We start from the raw sequence: 18,365 nt of genomic DNA, 5'->3' as shown, positions 1-18,365 counted from the left end.
GCGGCATCGTACGAGGTGGACCGGCCGAGCCGACCGGTCCTACCTCACACGAGACGAAACCGACTGGAGCGATTCAGAGCAGCTCGGCCGCGATTGCCCGGTAGGCAGGGAACGGATCCTCGTCCAGCGACTGCACGCTGACGTGCTGAGCGCCCGCGTCGAGGTGCGCTTGCACGCCCTTGGCCAGCGCTTTTCCGTCGCCGTGGACGGCGAGCGCGTCGATCAACCGGTCGCTGCCGCTGTCGGCCAAGTCCTCCTCGGAGAGACCGTGCTTGCGCAGGTTCGAGGTGTAGTTGGACAGGCCGAGATAGAACTGGACGGTCTTGCGGCCGGTGGCGCGCGCCCGCTCCGGGTCGGTGTCGAAGACGACCTTCTGCTCCGGCGCGAGCACCGCGGAAGAGCCGACGATCTCCCGCGCGGCCCGGGTGTGTTCCGGCGTGGTCAGGTACGGGTGCGCGACCGCGGTGCGGTCGCGAGCGAGTTCGAGCACCTTCGGGCCGAGCGCGGCCAGGGCGCGCGACTCCTTGGGCACCCCGGCCGCGTCGAGCGCGTCCAGGTACTCGACCAGCGCCGCGTACGGCTTCTTGTACTCCTGCGTGTGCTCGCGGTGTCCCGCGCCGACGCCGAGCAGGAACCGGCCCGGGTGCTTGCCCTCGATGCGGTGAAACGCCTGTGCGATGCCCTCGGGCGCGTCGGCCCAGATGTTGACGATCCCGGTGGCGACCTTGATCCGGTCGGTCGCGGCCAGCAGTTCGTCGACGATCGCCAGGTCGCCGCCGGGCGAACCGCCGAGCCAGATCGTGCCGTAGCCCAGTTTCTCCACCTCGGCGGCGAACGCGCTGTCCACCTGGGCCGACATCCGCCACACGCCTAGCTTGCCCAATTCGATAGCCATGTCCCGCCCAACGCACGAGAACCCGGTTTTCCTCCCGCCCCGGCCGGATTAGGTTCGAAAGCATGACCAAGCTCGGCTCCACGGAACTGGATATCCACGGCCTCAACCTCGGCTGCAACGTCTTCGGCCACACCGCGGACGAATCCACGTCATTCAGTGTTCTCGACGCGTACACCGCGGCCGGAGGCAACTTCCTCGACACCGCCAACGTCTACGGCGGCGGAGGCGGTTCCGAAACGATCATCGGCACCTGGCTCGCCAAACGCGGCCGCCGCGACGACATCGTCATCGCCACCAAGGTAGGCGGGGGAGACCAGCGACCCGGTCTCGGCGCGAAGAACATCGCCGAAGCGGTCGAGGAATCTTTGCGCCGCCTGCGAACCGACCACATCGACCTGTACTACGCACACGTCGACGATCTCGACACCCCGCAGGAAGAAACCCTCGCCGCGTTCGACCAGCTGGTCCGCGCCGGCAAGGTCCGCTACATCGCGGCGTCCAACTACGAACCGGACCGGCTCGCCTCCGCACTGTCCATTTCGGACCAGAACGGCCTCGCCCGATACGTTGCCCTGCAACCGCATTACAACCTGGTCGAGCGCGATTACGAGCGCGAGCTGGCCCCGCTCGTCGCCCGCGAGAACCTGGTGACGCTGCCGTATTTCGGGCTGGCCAAGGGATTCCTCACCGGCAAGTACCGTTCGAAGGACGAGCCGGGCGACTCGCCGCGCGCCCCACGGGCGCTGGAATACCTCGACGCCCGGGGCGAACGAGTGCTTGCCGCACTGGACGAAGTGGCTGCCGCGCACCAGGCTTCGGTCGCCAGTGTCGCGCTCGCATGGCTCCGTCAGCAGCCGACCGTCGCCGCGCCGATCGCCAGCGCGCGCACCCCGAGCAGCTCGTCGATCTGCTCGCCTCGGTCGAGCTGACGCTGACCGACGCCGAACTCACCGCTTTGGGCGATGCGTCGAGCTGATACTTACCGAGTAGTAGCTTACTGCCGGTAGGTTGTTGTACGGTGCCCTCCGAACAGGCAAAAACCGGCTCAGGAGGGCACCGTGGCTCAGCAGAAGCAGGTCGACGGCAAGGTCGTGCTCATCACCGGAGCCGCTCGCGGGATCGGAGCCGGCCTGGCCGAGCGGCTCGCCGCGCGCGGAGCCAAGGTCGCGCTCGTCGGGCTCGAAGCCGGCGAACAGGAAGCGGTCGCCAAGCGGATCGGGCCGAACGCGAAGTCCTGGGAAGCCGACGTGACCAGCTGGGACGACCTCGAGCGCGTCACCGCGGGCGTGGTCGAGCACTTCGGCGGCATCGACATCGTCATCGCCAACGCGGGCATCGCGACCGCCGGGTTCGTGCGCTCGGTGGACCGCGCCGCGTTCGAGCGGGTGATCGAGGTCGATCTGCTCGGCGTGTGGCGCACGTTCCGCGTCACGCTTCCGCACGTCATCGAACGCCGCGGCTACCTGCTCGGCATCTCCTCGCTCGCCGCGATCACGCACGCGCCGGGCATGGCGAACTACGCCGCCGCGAAGGCTGGCGTCGAGGCGTTCTGCAACAGCCTGCGCGCGGAGGTCGCGCACCTCGGCGTGAAGGTCGGGGTCGCGCACCCCACCTGGATCCGCACCGACCTGGTCGAAAGCGCCGACGCGCACCCGGTGTTCGGCAAGCTGCGGGCCGGGATGCCGGGCCTGCTCGGCAAGACGTACCCGCTGGACGTCGCGCTCGACGACCTGGAGGCCGGGATTCTGCGCCGCGCCCGGACGATCCACGTGCCACGCTGGGTCGGCGGCCTTAAGCTGCTGCGCTCGTTCCTGCCGCCGATCGTCGAACTCGGCGCGCGGACCCGGGTGCCGGCGGCGGACCGGGCCGCGCTGAAGGACGTCGAGGAACGCGGCGCGTTCGAGTCGTCGGTCAACGGCCACGGCGGGCGCGCGGCCACCAAGCGCAGCTGAGGAGAGCCATGTCCCGTCGCGACCAGATCCGGATGACGCCGGACGAGGTGCAGGCCTATCTGGCCGAGCAGAAGGTCATCAACGTGGCCTCGATCGGCCCGAACGGCAGGCCGCACCTCACCGCCCTCTGGTACTACCCGTACGAGGGCGGGGTCGCGACGTGGACCTATGGCGCCTCGCAGAAAGCGAAGAACCTGCGCCGGCTGCCCGAGGCGACCGTGCTGATCGAAAGCGGCGATTCGTACGACCAGCTGCGCGGGCTTTCCTTCGAGGCGGACGTCGAGTTGGTCGACGACACCGACCAGGTCACGACGATGGGGACCGCGCTCATGATGCGCTACTCCGGGGTCGAGCCGGGCGCGCCGGTGCCCGACGAGCTGCGGACCCTCGTCGAACGGCAGGCCCCGAAGCGGGTCGGGCTGATCCTGCGTCCGACGAAGATCACGAGCTGGGACCACTCGAAACTCGGCGGCGTCTACTAGGGCACGAGGGCGACGAAGCTGAGGCCCGACGTGCGTTCCGCCAGGTCGAGAGCGGATTCCGGATCGTCGAGGCCGACCTTCAGCAGCTCGACTGCGGAAAGGTCCAGCGCGCCTGAGCGGATCAGGTTCCACACCGTCCGCACCGTTTCGTCGTCGCTCATCCAGGAGCCGCGCAGGGTGAGCCTGCGGTGCATGAACTCGCCGTACGGAATGGTCAAGTCCTGGCGTACGCCGCCGACGAGCACCAGGGTGCCGCGCACCCGCAGGCTGTCGTAGGCGGCCATCGTCGCGTCCGCCGTCGGCGTGGCACCGAGAGCGTCGAGGGCCACGTCCACCGGCCCGATTGCCGCCGCGTCGGTCGCGCGATCGCCGATCAGCTGGTGAGTACGCACGCGCGGACCGAGTTCGGCCAGCCGATCGAGCGCGACCTTGTTGCGGCCCACCGCCGTCACCGTTGCCGCGCCTTCGGCCAGCGCCAGCAGCACCGCGGCACCGCCCATCTGCCCGGTCGCACCGATCACCGCGACGTCGCGTCCGGCCAGCGGACCAGCGGTGTGCAGGCCCGCGGCGGCCACGCAGAGCCACGGCAGAAACGCCAGCCGCGCCGGGTCCGGGTAATTCTCGGCTCCGGGCAGCTTGACTATCGTTTCCTTGGCGCACAAGGCTTTTTCCGCGAAGGCACCGTCGCGCCACACCTCGCGCATGCGGTCCGTGCGCGCGGTGCCGCCAGAGGCGCCGAGGCCGACCCAGCCGACCAGGATCTCGTCGCCGTCGCCCGCATCGAGCAGCGCGGTGTCCACCACGAGATCACCCGGCGCGACATGGAAAACGTCCGGCGCGACCGCGGTTACCCGGCCAATGCACAACGGTCCGAGGATCAACGGCTTCGGCAGGTCGCCGCGTCCTCCCGACACCACCACATTCGTGTACGCCGGGAGGTGCGCGGCAAGCACCTCCACGACCACTCCGCCGCCTCGCAGCGCGGGTTCCGGCACCTCGGAGAGGCGCAGGCCTTGTGCGTCAACAGTCCAAGCTCGCATGAATCCAGCCTCGCGCGCCGCTAAGCTGGTATCCAGAATCGCGTTATTCTGGTACTGGAGGTTCTAGGGTGAGCGTCGAACTGGGCACGTTCCTGCGCAGCCGCCGTGAGCGGATCGCCCCGGCCGACGCGGGCCTGCCGGTCACCGGACGCCGCCGCACGCCCGGGTTGCGCCGTGAGGAGCTGGCGTTGCTGGCCGGGATCAGCGCCACCTGGCTCACCTATCTCGAGCAGGGCCGCGACGTCCGCCCGTCCGACCAGGTGCTCGACGCCCTGGCCCGGGCACTGCGGCTGACCAGCGCCGAGCAGGAACACCTGCGCCGTCTCGCCAATGGCGGGGCACCCCCTGAAGACGCTGCCGAAGAGGCCGCGCCGGAGGTCGCGGGCGTCCCGGCATTGCTGGGCGACAACCCCGCGTACGTCACCGGCATCTGCTACGACCTGCTCGCCTGCAACGACGCCGCCGCGGAGCTGTTCCGGAACATCGAGCCGGGCGCGAACGTCGTCCGCTGGATGTTCACCGAGCCCGCTGCCCGCGAGGTCCTGGTCGACTGGGAACAGGAGGCGCGCAACATCCTGGCCCGGCTGCGGGCGATCGCCGGACGGCATCCCGGCCACCCGCGCGTGACCCGGCTGGTGGCCGAGCTGACCGAGGCGAGCCCCGAGGTGCGCGAGTGGTGGCCGCACTACGAAATCCAGTTCAGCCACGCAGGTCACAAGCGCTTTCGGCATCCCCGGCTGGGCGTGGTCACCGCGACGCACGCCGCGTTCCACGTGGCCGAGCGTCCGGAGCAGACGCTGGTGGTCTACCGCCTGCCGAGTGGTACTGACGAGTAGGAAGTACTTTCGAGTAACTGTTACCTGAGGTAACATCAACGCTGCCAGACCCCCAGCGCAGCGGAGGCCGACAAGATGACCGAGCGGTTCAAGGTCGTGATCGTGGGCACCGGGTTTTCCGGGCTCGGCCAGGCGATCCAGCTCGAAAAAGCGGGCATCCGGGACTACGTGATCCTGGAGAAGGCCGACGAGGTCGGCGGCACCTGGCGGGACAACTCGTACCCAGGCTGCGCGTGCGACATCCAGTCGCACATGTACTCGTTCTCCTACGCGCAGAACCCGGACTGGAGCCGGTCGTTCTCGCCGCAGCCGGAGATCTTCGACTACCTCAAGGGCGTCGCCGACAAATACCGGCTGCGCGACAAGATCCGGTTCGGCACCGAGATCACCGGCGCGCACTGGGACGAGGGCGAACGCCGCTGGACGGTGGAAACCAAGGGCGGCACCGAGTTTTCCGCGCAGTTCGTCGTCGCCGGCGTCGGCGGACTGCATATTCCGCAGATCCCGAAACTGCCCGGCATCTCCAAGTTCAAGGGCCAGACCTGGCATTCGGCGCAGTGGAACCACGAATTCGACCTGACCGGCAAGCGGGTCGCGGTGATCGGCACCGGCGCGAGCGCGGTGCAGTTCGTGCCGAAGATCGCGCCCGAGGTCGGTGAATTGACGCTGTTCCAGCGCACGCCGCCGTGGATCATGCCGAAGCCGGACCACGCGATGCCGGGCTGGGCCAAGCAGTTGTTCAAGCGCGTGCCCGGCACGCAGCGGCTGTACCGTAACGCGCTGTACTGGATGCTCGAATCCCGCGCGATCGGCTTCAACGGGCACCCGAAACTCATGCAGGCCGCCGAGATCCTCGCGCGCCGGCACATCGCGAAGGGCATCAAAGACCCCGCGCTGCGCCGGAAAGTCACGCCCGACTACACGATGGGCTGCAAACGCGTCCTGCTGTCGAATGACTATTACCCGGCCCTGGACCGGCCGAACGTCGATGTCGTCACTGACGGCGTCGCCGAGGTCCGCGCGCACAGCATCGTCGACACCGCCGGAGTCGAGCACGAGGTCGACGCGATCATCTACGGCACCGGCTTCAAGGTGACCGACGCGCTGGAGTACCTCGACATCACCGGCGTCGGCGGCCGCGATCTCGCGAAAACCTGGGCCACCGAAGGGATCCAGACGCACAAGGGGATCACCGTGTCCGGGTTCCCCAACCTGTTCTTCCTGCTCGGCCCGAACACCGCGCTCGGCCACAACTCCGTGGTGTTCATGATCGAATCGCAGTCCCGTTACGTGGTCGACGCGATCCGGCTGGCCGACTCCCGCGGCGCGGCGGCGCTCGACGTGCGGCCGTCGGTGCAGGACGAATTCCAGGAGCAGATCCAGGAAAAGCTCGTCAAGGGCGTGTGGACCCAGGGCGGCTGCAAGAGCTGGTATCTCGACTCGAAGGGCGTCAACCGGACGATCTGGCCGGGCTTCACGTGGCGGTACTGGCTGGAGACCCGGCGCGTCGAGCCGAGCGATTACGAGCTGAGCGGCCGGGCATGAGTGCCGAGCACGAGCAGATCGTGCTCCACGCGCGCGACGTGGAGTTCGACTGGTCGAAGCTGCCGATGCACTGGATTCCCGGGCAGCCGCAGGCCACGCACAGCATCAACGTGCTGCATCTGGCGCTGCCCGAGGGCGAACGCTGGTTCGTCGAGGTGTTCAAGCAGGCCGTCCCGCTGATCCGCGACGAACGGCTCAAGGAGGACGTGCTCGGGTTCATCGGCCAGGAGGCGATGCACGCGCAGGCACACGACGGCGCGGCCGCGCACCTGGAGTCCGCCGGAGTCGCGGTGCGGCCGTACATCGCGCAGATGGAGTGGATGTTCCGGCGGCTGCTCGGCGACCGGCCCGGATCGAGCCGGGAATGGCTGATCGAACGGCTCGCGATGGTCGCCGCGATCGAGCATTACACCGCGTTTCTGGGCCAGTGGATCCTCGACGCGAAGGAACTCGACGCGGCCGGCGCCGATGAGACGATGCTGGATCTCCTTCGCTGGCACGGCGCGGAGGAAGTCGAACACCGCTCGGTGGCGTACGACCTGTTCTGCCACCTCGACGGCCGTTACGGCCGACGAGTGCGTTCGATGCTCGTGGTGACGCCGGTGCTGGCGTGGATTTTCGTGCGCGGGACCCGATTCCTGATGAAGAACGACCCGACGCGCCCGGGCCGCACCAGCTGGCGCGCTTACCGGCGCGCCGCCCGCCAAGGACTGCTGCCGGGACCGCGCGAACTGCTGCGCGAAATCCGGCCGTACTTCCGGAAGTCCTATCACCCGACCGAAACCGGCAACACCGACCAGGCGGTGGCGTACCTGGCGAGTTCGCCCGCGGCCCAGGCCGCCGACGCTCCGCGATGACCGCACCGCAGTTCCCGCCCCGGCTCGACGGCAGCGGCAGACGCGACCGATTAATGTCCACATTGGTCGCGGTCGGCGCGGCTTATCGAAGGCTGGCCGAAATTTCCGGGCGACGCCGTCCGCCGGTGCGAGAGGTCGACCGTCGGCTGCCGCTGGTCGTTGAGGCCGTGCGCACCGAGGCCGACGGCGTGGTGAGTCTTCGGCTCGTGCGTCCGGACGGAAATCCGCTGCCCGCTTGGCGTCCCGGCGCGCACATCGACTTGCTGTTGCCTTCTGGAATGGTGCGGCAGTACTCGCTGTGCGGCTCGCCTTCCGACCTGTCGCACTACCGGATTGCCGTGCGGCGCATCGGTTCCGCGTCCGCCGAGGTGCACGCGCTCACCGCCGGAACCCGCGTCACAGTCCGCGGGCCGCGCAACGCTTTCCCGTTCGTCGCCGCGCCCGCGTACCACTTCGTGGCGGGCGGAATCGGGATCACGCCGATTCTGCCGATGGTGCATCGCGCGGAAGCGAGCGGCGCGGATTGGCGGCTGGTCTACACCGGCCGCGACCGGGAGTCGATGCCGTTCCTCGACGAACTTCCGGCCGAGCGAGTGCGGATCCGGCCGGACACGGAGTTCGGCATTCCGGCGTCCGGCGCGGAATTGCTGGAGGAGATGCCTACCGGAGCATCGGTGTATTGCTGCGGCCCGATGCCGATGATCACCGGCGTCCGCGTCGACCTGGCCCGCACGGGCGCCGCCGCGGTCTACTTCGAACGGTTCTCGCCGCCGCCGATCGTGGACGGCCAACCATTCCGCGTGGTCCTGCGCCGCAGCGGGCTCACCCTCGACGTGCCCGCCGACCGCTCCACGCTCGACGTGGTGCGCGAGGTGCTGCCCGACGTGCCGTACTCGTGTCGCCAGGGCTTCTGCGGCACCTGCGAGGTGGCGGCCGAAGACGGCGGGCGCGTACGGATCTGCGTCGACCGCGGGCCCGCCGTCCTGGAGCTTTAACCCTGCGCCGGAACCCAGTCGCCGAGCACCGGCTTGAACTCGCGCACCGTCCGCTCCGCCACGACGCCTTCGAGCGCGTACGGGTCGTTGTCGATCAGCTCGGCCAGCGCCGCCTCGTCCTCGGCCTGCCACAGCGTCACCCCGCCGGAGTCGTCGGCGAGCGGACCCGCCACCGCGACGCGACCCGCCGCGGCGTGCTCTTTCAGGTAGTCGCGGTGCCGAGGCCGGACATCGGCCAGCTTCTCCTGGACATAGCGGATTTCGACGAGGTACCAGGCCATGCGATTACTCCCGGGATGAGCACGACAGTGACGCCGCAGACGCTACCGGTGACGGCCGGGCGGACGCACCATGCGAGCGATGGCAGCGGGAGGCCAACCCGATAGGCTAGGTACGGGCGGAACCTGTGTGCACGCTGTGCCTATCGCGCACGCGTTGGGCCTGCGGAGCGGACACGTCGAGGACGGGCGGGGATACATGCTGGAGGGGAACGCGGAACGCAGCGTCGAGGCGACCCTCGGCCACCTGCGGACCATGGACGGGCCGGTCCCGGCGCAGCCGCCGACCGCCCCGTTGAACCTGGAGGACCTCTACCGGCAGCACCGGATGCGGCTCGTGCGCCTCGCCATCCTCCTGGTCGACGAGCCGGCCACGGCCGAGGACGTCGTGCAGGAGGCGTTCACCGGCCTGCACCGCAACTGGGGCAAGCTGCGCGACGCCGCGGCGGCGGTCGGCTACCTGCGCACCGCCGTGGTCAACGGATCGCGCAGCGTGCTGCGCCGCCGCAAGACCGCCCGCGAGTACGTGCCCCCGCACGCGGTGAACGCCCGGTCCGCGGAAAGCCTCGCCATGCTCTCCAGCGAACACCAGGCCGTCGTCAACGCCCTGTCGAAGCTTCCGCCACGCCAGCGCGAGGTGCTCGTGCTGCGCTACTACGGCGGGTTGAGCGAAGCGGAGATCTCCGAGGCCGCGGGCATTTCGAAGGGCACGGTGAAGTCGACCGCCAGCCGTGCGCTGGAGGCATTGCAGAAGGCAATGCAGCCGCCACAGTGACCTGGGCGGACCAATCTCGCGTGCGTCGGCCCTCTCTGGTCCAGACCAATATATGCTGGTCCCCGTGAAACACCCCGGAGACTTCGTCATCACGGGCGGCCGCGTCGTGGCCCCGGACCGCGTACTCGACGACGGCTGGCTCGCCGTGTCCGGCGGACAGATCGCCGCGGTAGGCACCGGAACGCCCCCGAGCAGCCCGGATGCCGCGACGGTGGATGTCGCCGGGGCGCTGGTCGTGCCCGGTTTCGTGGACACCCATTGCCACGGCGGCGGCGGCGCGTCGTTCTCGACGCTCGACCCGGACGAGATCCGCACCGCCATCCGTGCGCACCGCCGGCACGGCACCACCACCATGCTCGCGAGCCTGGTCTCCGACCCGATCGACCTGCTCACCGAGCAGATCGCCGCGCTGCGCGAGCTCGTGCAGGAGGGCGACCTCGCGGGCATCCACCTGGAGGGGCCGTTCATCTCGCGCGCCCGCTGCGGCGCGCACGACCCGGACACTCTGCGTGAACCGGACACCGGCACCGTCGAGAAGCTGCTGCGCGCCGGGCACGGCTCCATCCGGATGGTCACGCTCGCCCCGGAGCTCAGCGGCGGCGTCAAGGCGGTCCGGCAGCTCGCCGAGTCCGGCGTGATCGCCGCGATCGGCCACACCGACGGGGTCGCCGAGCAACTGGTCCCGGCCATCGACGCCGGAGCGACGGTCGCTACCCACCTGTTCAACGGCATGCGCCCGCTGCACCACCGCGAGCCGGGCCCGGTCGGTGTGCTGCTCGACGACGAGCGCGTGACGGTCGAGCTGATCTGCGACCTGGTCCACCTGCACCCCACGGTCGTGCGGCTGGCCGCGCAGCACGCGGGCCGCGGACGGACCGTGCTGATCACCGACGCCATGTCGGCCACCGACGCCGCCGACGGCCGCTACACCCTCGGCCGGCTCGAGGTCGACGTCCACGACGGCGTCGCCACCCTGGACAACGGTTCCCTGGCCGGGAGCACGTTGACCATGGACAACGCCTTCCGCAACCTGGTGAAGGGTGCCAAACTCGACGTACTGGACGCCGTCCGGGCGACGTCGGCGCGACCGGCCGAACTGCTCGGCATCGCCGACCGCACCGGAGCGCTGCGTCCCGGCCTGGCCGCGGACGCCGTGATCCTGGACGACGACCTGCGCCCGACCCGGGTCCTGCACCGGGGCGAATGGGTGGCCGAGGCGGGCCGGGCTACCTTGAGTACGTGACGAGCTAGCACTTCGACAGGCGGACGGAGCGGATGAGCGAGCCGAAAGACCCGGAACGGTTACTGGCCGACGCGCTGCGTGCACAAGCCGTCTTCGCTCCGCACGTCTTGCCGCACCCGGTCGAGGAGCAGGCTGGCTCCGACGCCGCTTCCGGGGCTTCGGGCACGGGCTCGCAGGGCGCGGTCCAGCCCGGCGCTTCCGGCTCGTTCCGAGCCGCTGGCGGGCCCGGCATCTCCGGCTCCGGCTCGTTCGGCTCCGCGTCGTTCAGCGCCCCGGCCGATGCCGGCGCGCCGTCGCAAACCGGCCCGACCACCGAACTGCCGCCCAACTACGGGCTGCTGTCCGGAGCCGGCGCCGATTCGCTCGCCCGCGAACGCGCCGCCCTCGACGCGGCCGACCACACCTCGCCCGGCACCACCGGCTCGATCCCGCCGGTCGGGGCCAGCGACACGACCGTCCGCCGCCCCGCCCAGACGCCGCAGAACGGCCCCCTGCCCGCGCACTGGGTCCTGCTGCTGGCGCTGCTGCTCGGCCTGGCCGCCGGGTCCGTCATCGGCCTGCTGACGCTGATCTGAGCCGGTTCCGCCCCGGCTTGCCCGGACGGCCGCTCCGGCAAGGCATTCCCGGGCCGAGTTCTTCACTCCGATCCCACACCGATGACCTGCGATTCCTTGCCCGATGAGGTCGCACTGAGTCACCCTGTACCGTTTTCGGTGTGATTCTCGCCCAGAACACAGTGACCACCATGTCCCTGCTGCCGTCGTGGCTGGACCCGCAGCATCTGCTGAACGGCCTGACGGTGCCCGTGATCGCGGTGCTGTGCTTGATCATCTTCATCGAGAGCAGCATCTTCCCGGTGCTGCCCGGTGACTCGCTGCTCTTCACCGCGGGCCTGTTCATCGCGAACGGCACGCTGAAGGCTCCGCTGTGGCTGGTGTGCGTGCTGGTCACGGTCGCCGCGCTGGTCGGCAACGTCGGCGGGTACTACCTCGGCTACTTCGTCGGGCCGAAGCTGTTCAGCAGGCCGGACTCGAAGTTCTTCAAACAGGAGTACGTCGACAAGACGCACGCGTTCCTGGAGAAGCACGGTCCGAAGGCCGTCGTGCTGGCCCGGTTCGTGCCGTTCGTGCGGACGTTCATCACCTGGATCGCCGGCATCGGCCGGATGGACCCGAAGCGCTACTTCACCTACACGGTCATCGGCGGCATCCTCTGGGCCGCGGGCATCACCGTGCTGGGGTCGCTGCTGGGCAACATCGGGTTCATCCGGGACAACGTCGACGCGATCTTCGTCCTGATCGTGCTGGTGTCGGTGGTGCCGATCGCCATCGAGTACCTGCGCGGCCGCCGCGGCAAGAAGGCTCGCGCCGCCGACAATTCGGCCGATGTCACGCAGCAGATCCCGCGCGTGCGCGACTGACTTTCCCTAGCTCTGAAACCGAAGCGGCGTCCGGACTTCCGGACGCCGCTTCGTCGTACTGGGGTCGTGCGGAGGGTCAGTCGGTCATCGAGAACATCGAGCCCGGGTTGAAGAGGTTTTCCGGGTCGAGGGCCTGTTTGATCTGCCGGTGCACGCGGATCCCGACCGGGCCGATCTCGCGGGCGAGCCATTCGCGCTTGATCTTGCCGACGCCGTGCTCGCCGGTCACCGTCCCGCCGAGGGACAGGCCGACGTCGAGGATCTCGTCGAACGCCTGCTGGGCGCGCGCGAACTCGTCCTCGGAATCGGGGGCGTACACGATGGTCGGGTGCATGTTCCCGTCCCCGGCGTGGCCGACGACGGCGATCTTGAGCCCGACTTTTTCGCTGATCCGTTCGCAGCCGCGGATCAGTTCGGCGATCCGGGTGCGGGGCACGCTGACGTCGTCGGTGAGCCAGACGCCGTAGGTCTCCAGCGCGGTCAGCACGACGCGGCGGGCCTGCAGCAGCATCTTGCCCTCTTCGAGGTCGTCCGTGGCGTAGACGAGGTCGGCGCCGCAGTCGGTGCAGATCTGCTCGAGCAGCGCCAGTTCGCGCCGGGCCGCCTCGCCGCCGGCGTCGGACTGGCCGAGCAGCAGGGCCTGGCAGTCGGAGCCCGCGCCGAGGTCGGTGTTGAGGTAGGTCTCGGAGGCCTTGATCGACGCCGCGTCCATGATCTCGAGCAGCGACGGCACCAACCCCTCGCGCACCGCCCGCGCGACCGCCTCGCCGGCCGCCTCGGTGGTGTTGAATCCGGCGACGAAAGTGGCCGGGGCCTGCGGAAGCGGCCGCAGCGAGACGGTCGCCTGGGTGATCACGCCGAGCGTGCCCTCGCTGCCGATGAACAGCTTGGTGAGGTCGTACCCCGCGACGCCCTTGACCGTGCGGCGGCCGGTTTTCAGCAGCGATCCGTCGGCGAGCACGACTTCCAGGCCGAGCACCGAATCGGTGGTCACGCCGTATTTCACGCAGCAGAGGCCGCCGGCGTTGGTGGAGAGGTTGCCGCCGATGGTGCACCAGTCGTAGCTGGACGGGTCGGGCGGATAGAACAGGCCGTGCTTCTCGACGGCGGACCGGAAGTCGAGGTTGACGACGCCCGGCTGCACGACGGCGAGCCGGTTGCCCGGGTCGACCTCGACGATCTCGTTCAGCTTCGTCAGCGAAAGCACGACACAGCCGTCGATCGCGTTGGCCGCGCCGGAAAGCCCGCTGCCCGCCCCGCGCGGCACGATGGGGACTCTCGCTTCGGCACAGGCACGGACGGTCGCCTGCACTCCCGCGGTATCCGCCGGAAGCACTACCGCCAGCGGTTTGCCCGAGGGAGCGAGCGGCATCATGTCGCGCGCGTACGCGTCGGTGACGTCAGCGTCGGTGAGCACCGCGGCCGGGCCGAGGTCGTCCCGGAGCCGCTGGAGGAGGGCGTCGTTGCTCATCTCCGCATGGTAAACCGAGATCTCCGCAGTGCGGAATATTAATTCCGATCTTGCCTGGTCCGCTGGGCGCGCAGCACGGTGTCGCGCGTGTGCGCCGTGCCCGGCGGGGCTGGTGCCACCCGCGGCCGGCTCTCGTTGACGAGGACGGTCCACCCGTCGCCGAGAACCCGCGCGATGTCGTCAGGCTGGCAATAGCCGGAGTGCTCCGGTCCCAAGTCCCGCGGATCGTGACTGGCGAAGAGAAAGGTCCCACCGGGCGCGACGGCGTCGAGCAGCTTCCGCACCGCCCGGTCGTCCTTGCGGAGCGGGAAATACTGGACGCTGACCAGGTCGAACGCCCCGGCCGGAAGCGGACTCCCGGCCAGATCCGAACACACCCAAGCAATCCCGGCATTGGCGGCGGCCGCCCGCTGCAACGCGGTGCGCGAGATGTCGATAGCCGTCACCTGCCAGCCACGCGCCGCCAACCACCGCGCGTCGGCCCCCTCGCCACACCCGACGTCCAACGCCTGCCCCGGCGGCAACCCCTCGACCTCGGTGACGAGCACCCCGTTGGGTTCGCCGCTGAACACCTGCTCACGGCTGCGGTAGAGGTCTTCCCAGAACTGCGTGGTTTCGGATTCCCCGGACGGAGCCATTGTCGTTACCACCTCCGCCGTTCACGATTCCGCTGACTGAGCCGGACGACAAGGTTCTTTGCCGGAACCGCAAAGTTCCTTCCGGAAGATCGTCAGGTCCCCGGAGGATTACCTGCTGGCCGCGCTCGAGAAGCTTCGGAGACGAGCGCCCGGACAACTGCCGAAGCGGGTTGCCACAAACCCACGTGTCCCGGCGACCGTCCTGCCTGTCGGCCAAGCACCGACAGAAGTCGCTCGGCCTGAAGCATGCCCATGCCCAGCAACCAGAATCCTCACCGGCGCAGTAGGCAACCCGCGCTGGCCGTCAGGCTGGCGAATCTCCCTCGGGTGAAGACCGCGACCAGCATGAAGCTCCAGGAGCCGACTCACGCAGAGCACTGGCGGGTGCGCAGGAGAAGCCTCGGAGACGAGCGCACCGGCCTGGGCAAGAACCAAAACGGGCTCCCGCGAACCCACGCATCCCGGCTACCGTCCTGCCTGTCGGCCAAGCACCGACAGATGCCGCTCGATCGGAAGGATTCCATGCCCAGCAACCAGATCCCCTCACCCGCACGGCAGCCAACCCGCGCTGGCCGCCAGGCTGGCGACACTCGTCCTCGGGTGAAGACCGCGACCAGCACGAGACTCCAGGAGCCGACTCCCGCAGAGCACTGGCGGCCGCGCAGGAGAAGCCTCGGAGACGAGTGCACCGGCCTGGGCAGGAGCCGAAACAGGTCACCACGGACCACACGCGTCCCGGCGGCCGTTCCTGCCCGTCATGGCTCAGGCGGCATGCGATCCGCACCGGCCAAGCAGTGACGGAAGCCGCTCGGTCTGGAGGATTTCCCTTGCGCGGCAAACAGAAACCCTCACCGGCGAGGTAGCCAGCGGGTGCTGCCCGTCAGGCAGGCGACTCATTCGCCTGCCTGACGGGACCAGATCATGCGCACATCGCGGGCTCCTCCGGTTGAGCTTCCTGCGGGCGGTTTCGCCGACGGCCCAACAGGAAGTACGCCTGCAGTGCGGTGTACACGAGAATCGCGGCGCCCACCCACGCGCTCGTGTGCAGTGCCGTCACGAAGGATTCTCGGGCGGTGCTCAGCAGTTCCGCGCCCTCGGCGGCGGGCAGGGTGTGTGCGGTGGCTACGGCGCCGCCCAGGGTGTCGTGGGCCGCGGCTGGGGTGGTGGCGGGCAGGCCGGACTGGTAGACCGCCGTGGCGAGGCTGCCCAGCAGGGCGGTGCCGAGTGCGCCGCCCAGTTCGTAGCCCGTTTCCGAGATCGCCGACGCGGCACCGGCACGGTTGACCGGGGCGGCGGAGATCACGAGGTCGTTCGTGAGGGTTTCGGACAGCGACACCCCGCCGCCGACCAGGACGAACGCCACCACGACCGCGGCAAGTCCGGCGTCGGCACCGATCATGGTCAGGACCAGGAAGCCGGCCGCGCCGAGCAGCAGGCCGAGGCTGATCAGGACCGGCACCCGGACTCGGCGGGCGAGCCAGGCGGCAGCGAGGGCACCGACGACTCCGGCGACCGTCGCGGGCAGCATCCACAGCGCTGCGACCAGCGGGGTCAGCCCGAGCACCAGCTGCAGGTATTGCGGCAGCAGGAACAGCAGCCCGACCAGGGCGAACACGCCCAGCAGGTTTGTGATCACCGAACCGGCGAACTTGCGGTTGGCGAACAACCCGAGGTCCAGCATTGGCTGATCAAGCCGCCGCTGCCGGCGCACGAACGCCACGCCCAGCGCGAGCCCGAGCACCATCGCGGCACCAGCCGACCAGCTCATCCCCTCCGTCGCGGCGATCTTCACGCCGTAGACGACCGGCAGCATGGTGCCGAGCGACAGCAGCGCCGACCACGGGTCGAAGCGGCCCGGGTTCGGGTCGCGGAATTCCGGCAACAGCAGCGGTCCCGCGACGAGCAGCAGCACCATCACCGGCACGTTGATCAGGAATACCGAACCCCACCAGAAGTGCTCGAGCAGCCAGCCGCCGACGACCGGGCCGACCGCCATCCCGCCGGAGAACGCCGCGCTCCAGATCGCGACCGCGGTGCGCCGCGTGCGGTCCTCGGTGAAGATGCTGCGGATCAGCGACAGCGTGGACGGCATCAGCGTCGCACCGCCGACGCCCAGCAGGGCCCGCGCGACAATCAACATCAGCGGCGACGTGGCGAACGCCGCCAGCACCGAGGCCGCGCCGAACGCCGCACCGCCGATGAGCAGCAGCCGCCGCCTGCCGATCCGGTCGCCCAGCGTGCCCATGAAGACCAGCAATCCGGCCAGGACGAACGAGTAGACGTCGACGATCCACAGCTGCTCGGCGCCCGTGGGCGCGAGGTCCTCGCTGAGGTAGGGCAGGGCGAACCCCAGGACTGTCGTGTCCACGCTGATCAAGAGGACCGGCAGCACCAGAACTGCCAAAGCCCACCACTGGCCTCCGCGCCGCACCATGGCGCACTCTTCCTTTCTTGTACCGTCCAGACGGTACAGTTTCGTTCCTGAGGTAGAAGGTAAACCGTCTGGACGGTATAGTCAAGGCGATGCCTAAACCTTCAGCACGCGAACGCATCCTCGGTTCGTACGAAGTCATCCTCGCCGACCGCGGCCCGGCCGAGATCACGCTCGACGCGGTCGCGGCGCACGCCGGGGTGTCCAAGGGCGGCCTGCTCTACCACTTCGGGTCGAAGGACGCTCTGCGCGACGGCCTGCTCGAACGCCTGGAGCGACTGACCGACGAAGACCTCGAACGCGCGCGCAACGCGCCGGAAGGCGTGGTCCGGCACTACCTGCGCTCGTCGATCACCGACGTCACGCGCGACCTGGCACTGCACCGCACAACGATGGCGGCGCTCCGCCTGGTGCTCAACGACCCGGTCGCGGCGGAGGTGTCGCGCCGCTGCACCGAACGCACGCGCGAGCTGATGCTGGAGCACGTCGAAGATCCGGTGACGGCGGAGCTGGTGATGCTGGTCGGCGAGGGCCTCTACATGCGCGCGGCGCTGGGCGAAGAGGTGACGGACCGCCTGCTGGCGCAGATCGAGGACATCGCGGACCGGATCGAGGCCGGGGCACCGGCCACGGCGACCGTCGCGGCAGGACGCCGCAAGGACTGAGCCGCCGGGGGATGACACGGCGAGAAGGCAGCCCGAATCCGAGCCATCCCGCATACCGAAGCACGAGCGCGATTCGGCTGGCCCGAGGCCGAGCCGAAAGCCCCAGGGGCACCAGCTAAACCGGCTGAAGGCGGCCAGGCTGGCACCCCGCCGAAGCGAACCCTCAGGGCTGCCGGATCAACCCTCGCCCGGGACCGTTCACGGCAGCCTCCTCTCGGGACCGGAGCCCGAAGATCGAGGCAAGCACGATCCCGCGAGGCCGAACCCAGCCGGGAAAACTCAGCGAACCAGCCCGTAAACCCGCTCGATCTCCACCGTCAGCACCAGCCGCCGATCCGCCACCATCGCCGCGCGGTACTCCGCCCAGTCGGGATGCTCGCCCGCCACCTTGCGATACAGCGCGATCAGCGCCTCCACCGTCTCGTCGTCCGGCGACGAAGCGACCGGCGTCAGCACCGCGCGCCCCTCCGCCACCGCGTACGACCAGCCGTTCGACGACGCCACGTGGTAGCTCACCCGCGGATCGCGGCGCATGTTCTTCGTCTTCGCGCGCGTGTCCGTGATCGACACCTGCAACTGGCGAGCGTCGCGGTCGAAGTAATGCGTCACCGTCGACAGCTGCGGGCGGCCGTCTCGTTTCAGGGTCGCCAGGACGCCTTGCTTGCCCGCCGCAATGAGGTCGTAGAGCGCTGTGTCGTCAGTCATACCCCTATGAAGGCCCGCCGCGAGGGATCTGTTCCCGCCGCGCACCCCGGATGACCAGCGGCGTCGCCAATCGGGAGAAACCGGACGTTACCCCTCCGGTTTAAATCTGCTTGCATGCGGCAACTAAAGTGTCTTGT

General features: G+C 69.3%; 18 protein-coding genes and 1 pseudogene. 12 read left to right on the top strand and 7 right to left on the bottom strand.

Annotated features, from left to right (window positions below; translation table 11 throughout):
• Positions 1–73 precede the first annotated feature (73 nt).
• Positions 74–895, bottom strand: a complete 822-nt coding sequence (locus ATK30_RS20085; protein WP_101436915.1) for an LLM class F420-dependent oxidoreductase — start codon at positions 893–895, stop codon at positions 74–76.
• A gap of 62 nt (positions 896–957) precedes the next feature.
• Here ATK30_RS20085 and ATK30_RS20080 point away from each other — a divergent pair.
• The 3 genes and pseudogenes from ATK30_RS20080 to ATK30_RS20070 all read left to right on the top strand — a co-directional run bounded on the left by ATK30_RS20080 (position 958) and on the right by ATK30_RS20070 (position 3,329).
• Positions 958–1,871 (top strand): annotated as a pseudogene (locus tag ATK30_RS20080) (aldo/keto reductase).
• An 82-nt stretch (positions 1,872–1,953) separates the two neighbouring features.
• Positions 1,954–2,847, top strand: a complete 894-nt coding sequence (locus ATK30_RS20075; protein ID WP_101436914.1) for an SDR family oxidoreductase — start codon at positions 1,954–1,956, stop codon at positions 2,845–2,847.
• 8 nt (positions 2,848–2,855) lie between these two features.
• Positions 2,856–3,329, top strand: a complete 474-nt coding sequence (locus ATK30_RS20070) for a pyridoxamine 5'-phosphate oxidase family protein (protein ID WP_101436913.1) — start codon at positions 2,856–2,858, stop codon at positions 3,327–3,329.
• Here ATK30_RS20070 and ATK30_RS20065 read toward each other — a convergent pair.
• The gene (locus ATK30_RS20065) at positions 3,326–4,369 is read right to left on the bottom strand and encodes a zinc-binding dehydrogenase (protein WP_101436912.1); all 1,044 of its coding nucleotides are present in this window, start codon (positions 4,367–4,369) and stop codon (positions 3,326–3,328) included. The genes ATK30_RS20070 and ATK30_RS20065 overlap by 4 nt on opposite strands.
• 68 nt (positions 4,370–4,437) lie before the next feature.
• On the opposite strand from ATK30_RS20065, the gene ATK30_RS20060 reads away from it, so the two are divergent.
• From ATK30_RS20060 to ATK30_RS20045, 4 genes are all read left to right on the top strand, one after another.
• Positions 4,438–5,205 (top strand): helix-turn-helix transcriptional regulator, encoded by a 768-nt coding sequence (locus tag ATK30_RS20060; RefSeq protein WP_101436911.1) that lies wholly within the window; start codon positions 4,438–4,440, stop codon positions 5,203–5,205.
• Between the two features lie 75 nt (positions 5,206–5,280).
• Positions 5,281–6,750, top strand: coding sequence for a flavin-containing monooxygenase (locus ATK30_RS20055; RefSeq protein ID WP_101436910.1), 1,470 nt, complete (start codon positions 5,281–5,283; stop codon positions 6,748–6,750).
• Positions 6,747–7,607 carry a metal-dependent hydrolase gene (locus ATK30_RS20050; RefSeq protein ID WP_101436909.1) on the top strand — a complete coding sequence of 287 codons (861 nt, stop codon included), beginning with the start codon at positions 6,747–6,749 and terminating at the stop codon, positions 7,605–7,607. The genes ATK30_RS20055 and ATK30_RS20050 overlap by 4 nt, the downstream gene beginning before the upstream one ends.
• The gene (locus ATK30_RS20045; RefSeq protein ID WP_101436908.1) at positions 7,604–8,602 is read left to right on the top strand and encodes a PDR/VanB family oxidoreductase; all 999 of its coding nucleotides are present in this window, start codon (positions 7,604–7,606) and stop codon (positions 8,600–8,602) included. The genes ATK30_RS20050 and ATK30_RS20045 overlap by 4 nt, the downstream gene beginning before the upstream one ends.
• On the opposite strand, the gene ATK30_RS20040 is transcribed toward ATK30_RS20045, so the two are convergent.
• On the bottom strand, positions 8,599–8,883 hold the full coding sequence (locus tag ATK30_RS20040) for a YciI family protein (RefSeq protein ID WP_101436907.1): 285 nt from the start codon (positions 8,881–8,883) through the stop codon (positions 8,599–8,601). The genes ATK30_RS20045 and ATK30_RS20040 overlap by 4 nt on opposite strands.
• Positions 8,884–9,079: 196 nt before the next feature.
• On the opposite strand from ATK30_RS20040, the gene ATK30_RS20035 reads away from it, so the two are divergent.
• From ATK30_RS20035 to ATK30_RS20020, 4 genes are all read left to right on the top strand, one after another.
• Positions 9,080–9,655 (top strand): SigE family RNA polymerase sigma factor, encoded by a 576-nt coding sequence (locus ATK30_RS20035; protein ID WP_101440944.1) that lies wholly within the window; start codon positions 9,080–9,082, stop codon positions 9,653–9,655.
• A 52-nt stretch (positions 9,656–9,707) separates the two neighbouring features.
• Complete coding sequence (nagA, locus tag ATK30_RS20030; protein WP_101436906.1) at positions 9,708–10,898, top strand: N-acetylglucosamine-6-phosphate deacetylase; 1,191 nt, start codon at positions 9,708–9,710, stop codon at positions 10,896–10,898.
• Between the two features lie 32 nt (positions 10,899–10,930).
• Positions 10,931–11,473, top strand: coding sequence for a hypothetical protein (locus tag ATK30_RS20025; protein ID WP_101436905.1), 543 nt, complete (start codon positions 10,931–10,933; stop codon positions 11,471–11,473).
• Between the two features lie 140 nt (positions 11,474–11,613).
• Positions 11,614–12,318, top strand: coding sequence for a DedA family protein (locus ATK30_RS20020; RefSeq protein ID WP_101436904.1), 705 nt, complete (start codon positions 11,614–11,616; stop codon positions 12,316–12,318).
• A gap of 76 nt (positions 12,319–12,394) precedes the next feature.
• On the opposite strand, the gene ATK30_RS20015 is transcribed toward ATK30_RS20020, so the two are convergent.
• The 3 genes from ATK30_RS20015 to ATK30_RS20005 all read right to left on the bottom strand — a co-directional run bounded on the left by ATK30_RS20015 (position 12,395) and on the right by ATK30_RS20005 (position 16,861).
• Positions 12,395–13,789: an FAD-binding oxidoreductase gene (locus ATK30_RS20015; protein ID WP_101436903.1), complete on the bottom strand. Its 1,395-nt coding sequence runs from the start codon at positions 13,787–13,789 to the stop codon at positions 12,395–12,397.
• A 38-nt stretch (positions 13,790–13,827) separates the two neighbouring features.
• The gene (locus ATK30_RS20010) at positions 13,828–14,427 is read right to left on the bottom strand and encodes a class I SAM-dependent methyltransferase (protein ID WP_101436902.1); all 600 of its coding nucleotides are present in this window, start codon (positions 14,425–14,427) and stop codon (positions 13,828–13,830) included.
• 919 nt (positions 14,428–15,346) lie between these two features.
• On the bottom strand, positions 15,347–16,861 hold the full coding sequence (locus tag ATK30_RS20005; protein ID WP_101436901.1) for an MFS transporter: 1,515 nt from the start codon (positions 16,859–16,861) through the stop codon (positions 15,347–15,349).
• A gap of 89 nt (positions 16,862–16,950) precedes the next feature.
• Between ATK30_RS20005 and ATK30_RS20000 the strand changes: the two genes are divergently transcribed.
• Positions 16,951–17,523 carry a TetR/AcrR family transcriptional regulator gene (locus tag ATK30_RS20000; protein WP_101436900.1) on the top strand — a complete coding sequence of 191 codons (573 nt, stop codon included), beginning with the start codon at positions 16,951–16,953 and terminating at the stop codon, positions 17,521–17,523.
• Positions 17,524–17,802: 279 nt separating this feature from the next.
• Here ATK30_RS20000 and ATK30_RS19995 read toward each other — a convergent pair whose 3' ends face one another.
• A complete protein-coding gene (locus ATK30_RS19995; RefSeq protein WP_101436899.1) occupies positions 17,803–18,228 on the bottom strand; it encodes a PPOX class F420-dependent oxidoreductase in 426 nt (141 codons plus the stop codon).
• Positions 18,229–18,365 lie beyond the last annotated feature (137 nt).

The organism is Amycolatopsis echigonensis (assembly GCF_002846615.1).
Taxonomy (GTDB): Bacteria; Actinomycetota; Actinomycetes; order Mycobacteriales; family Pseudonocardiaceae; genus Amycolatopsis; species Amycolatopsis echigonensis.
The sequence above is the reverse complement of the archived record's forward strand: the minus strand, read 5'-3'. Positions and strand labels throughout refer to the sequence as shown.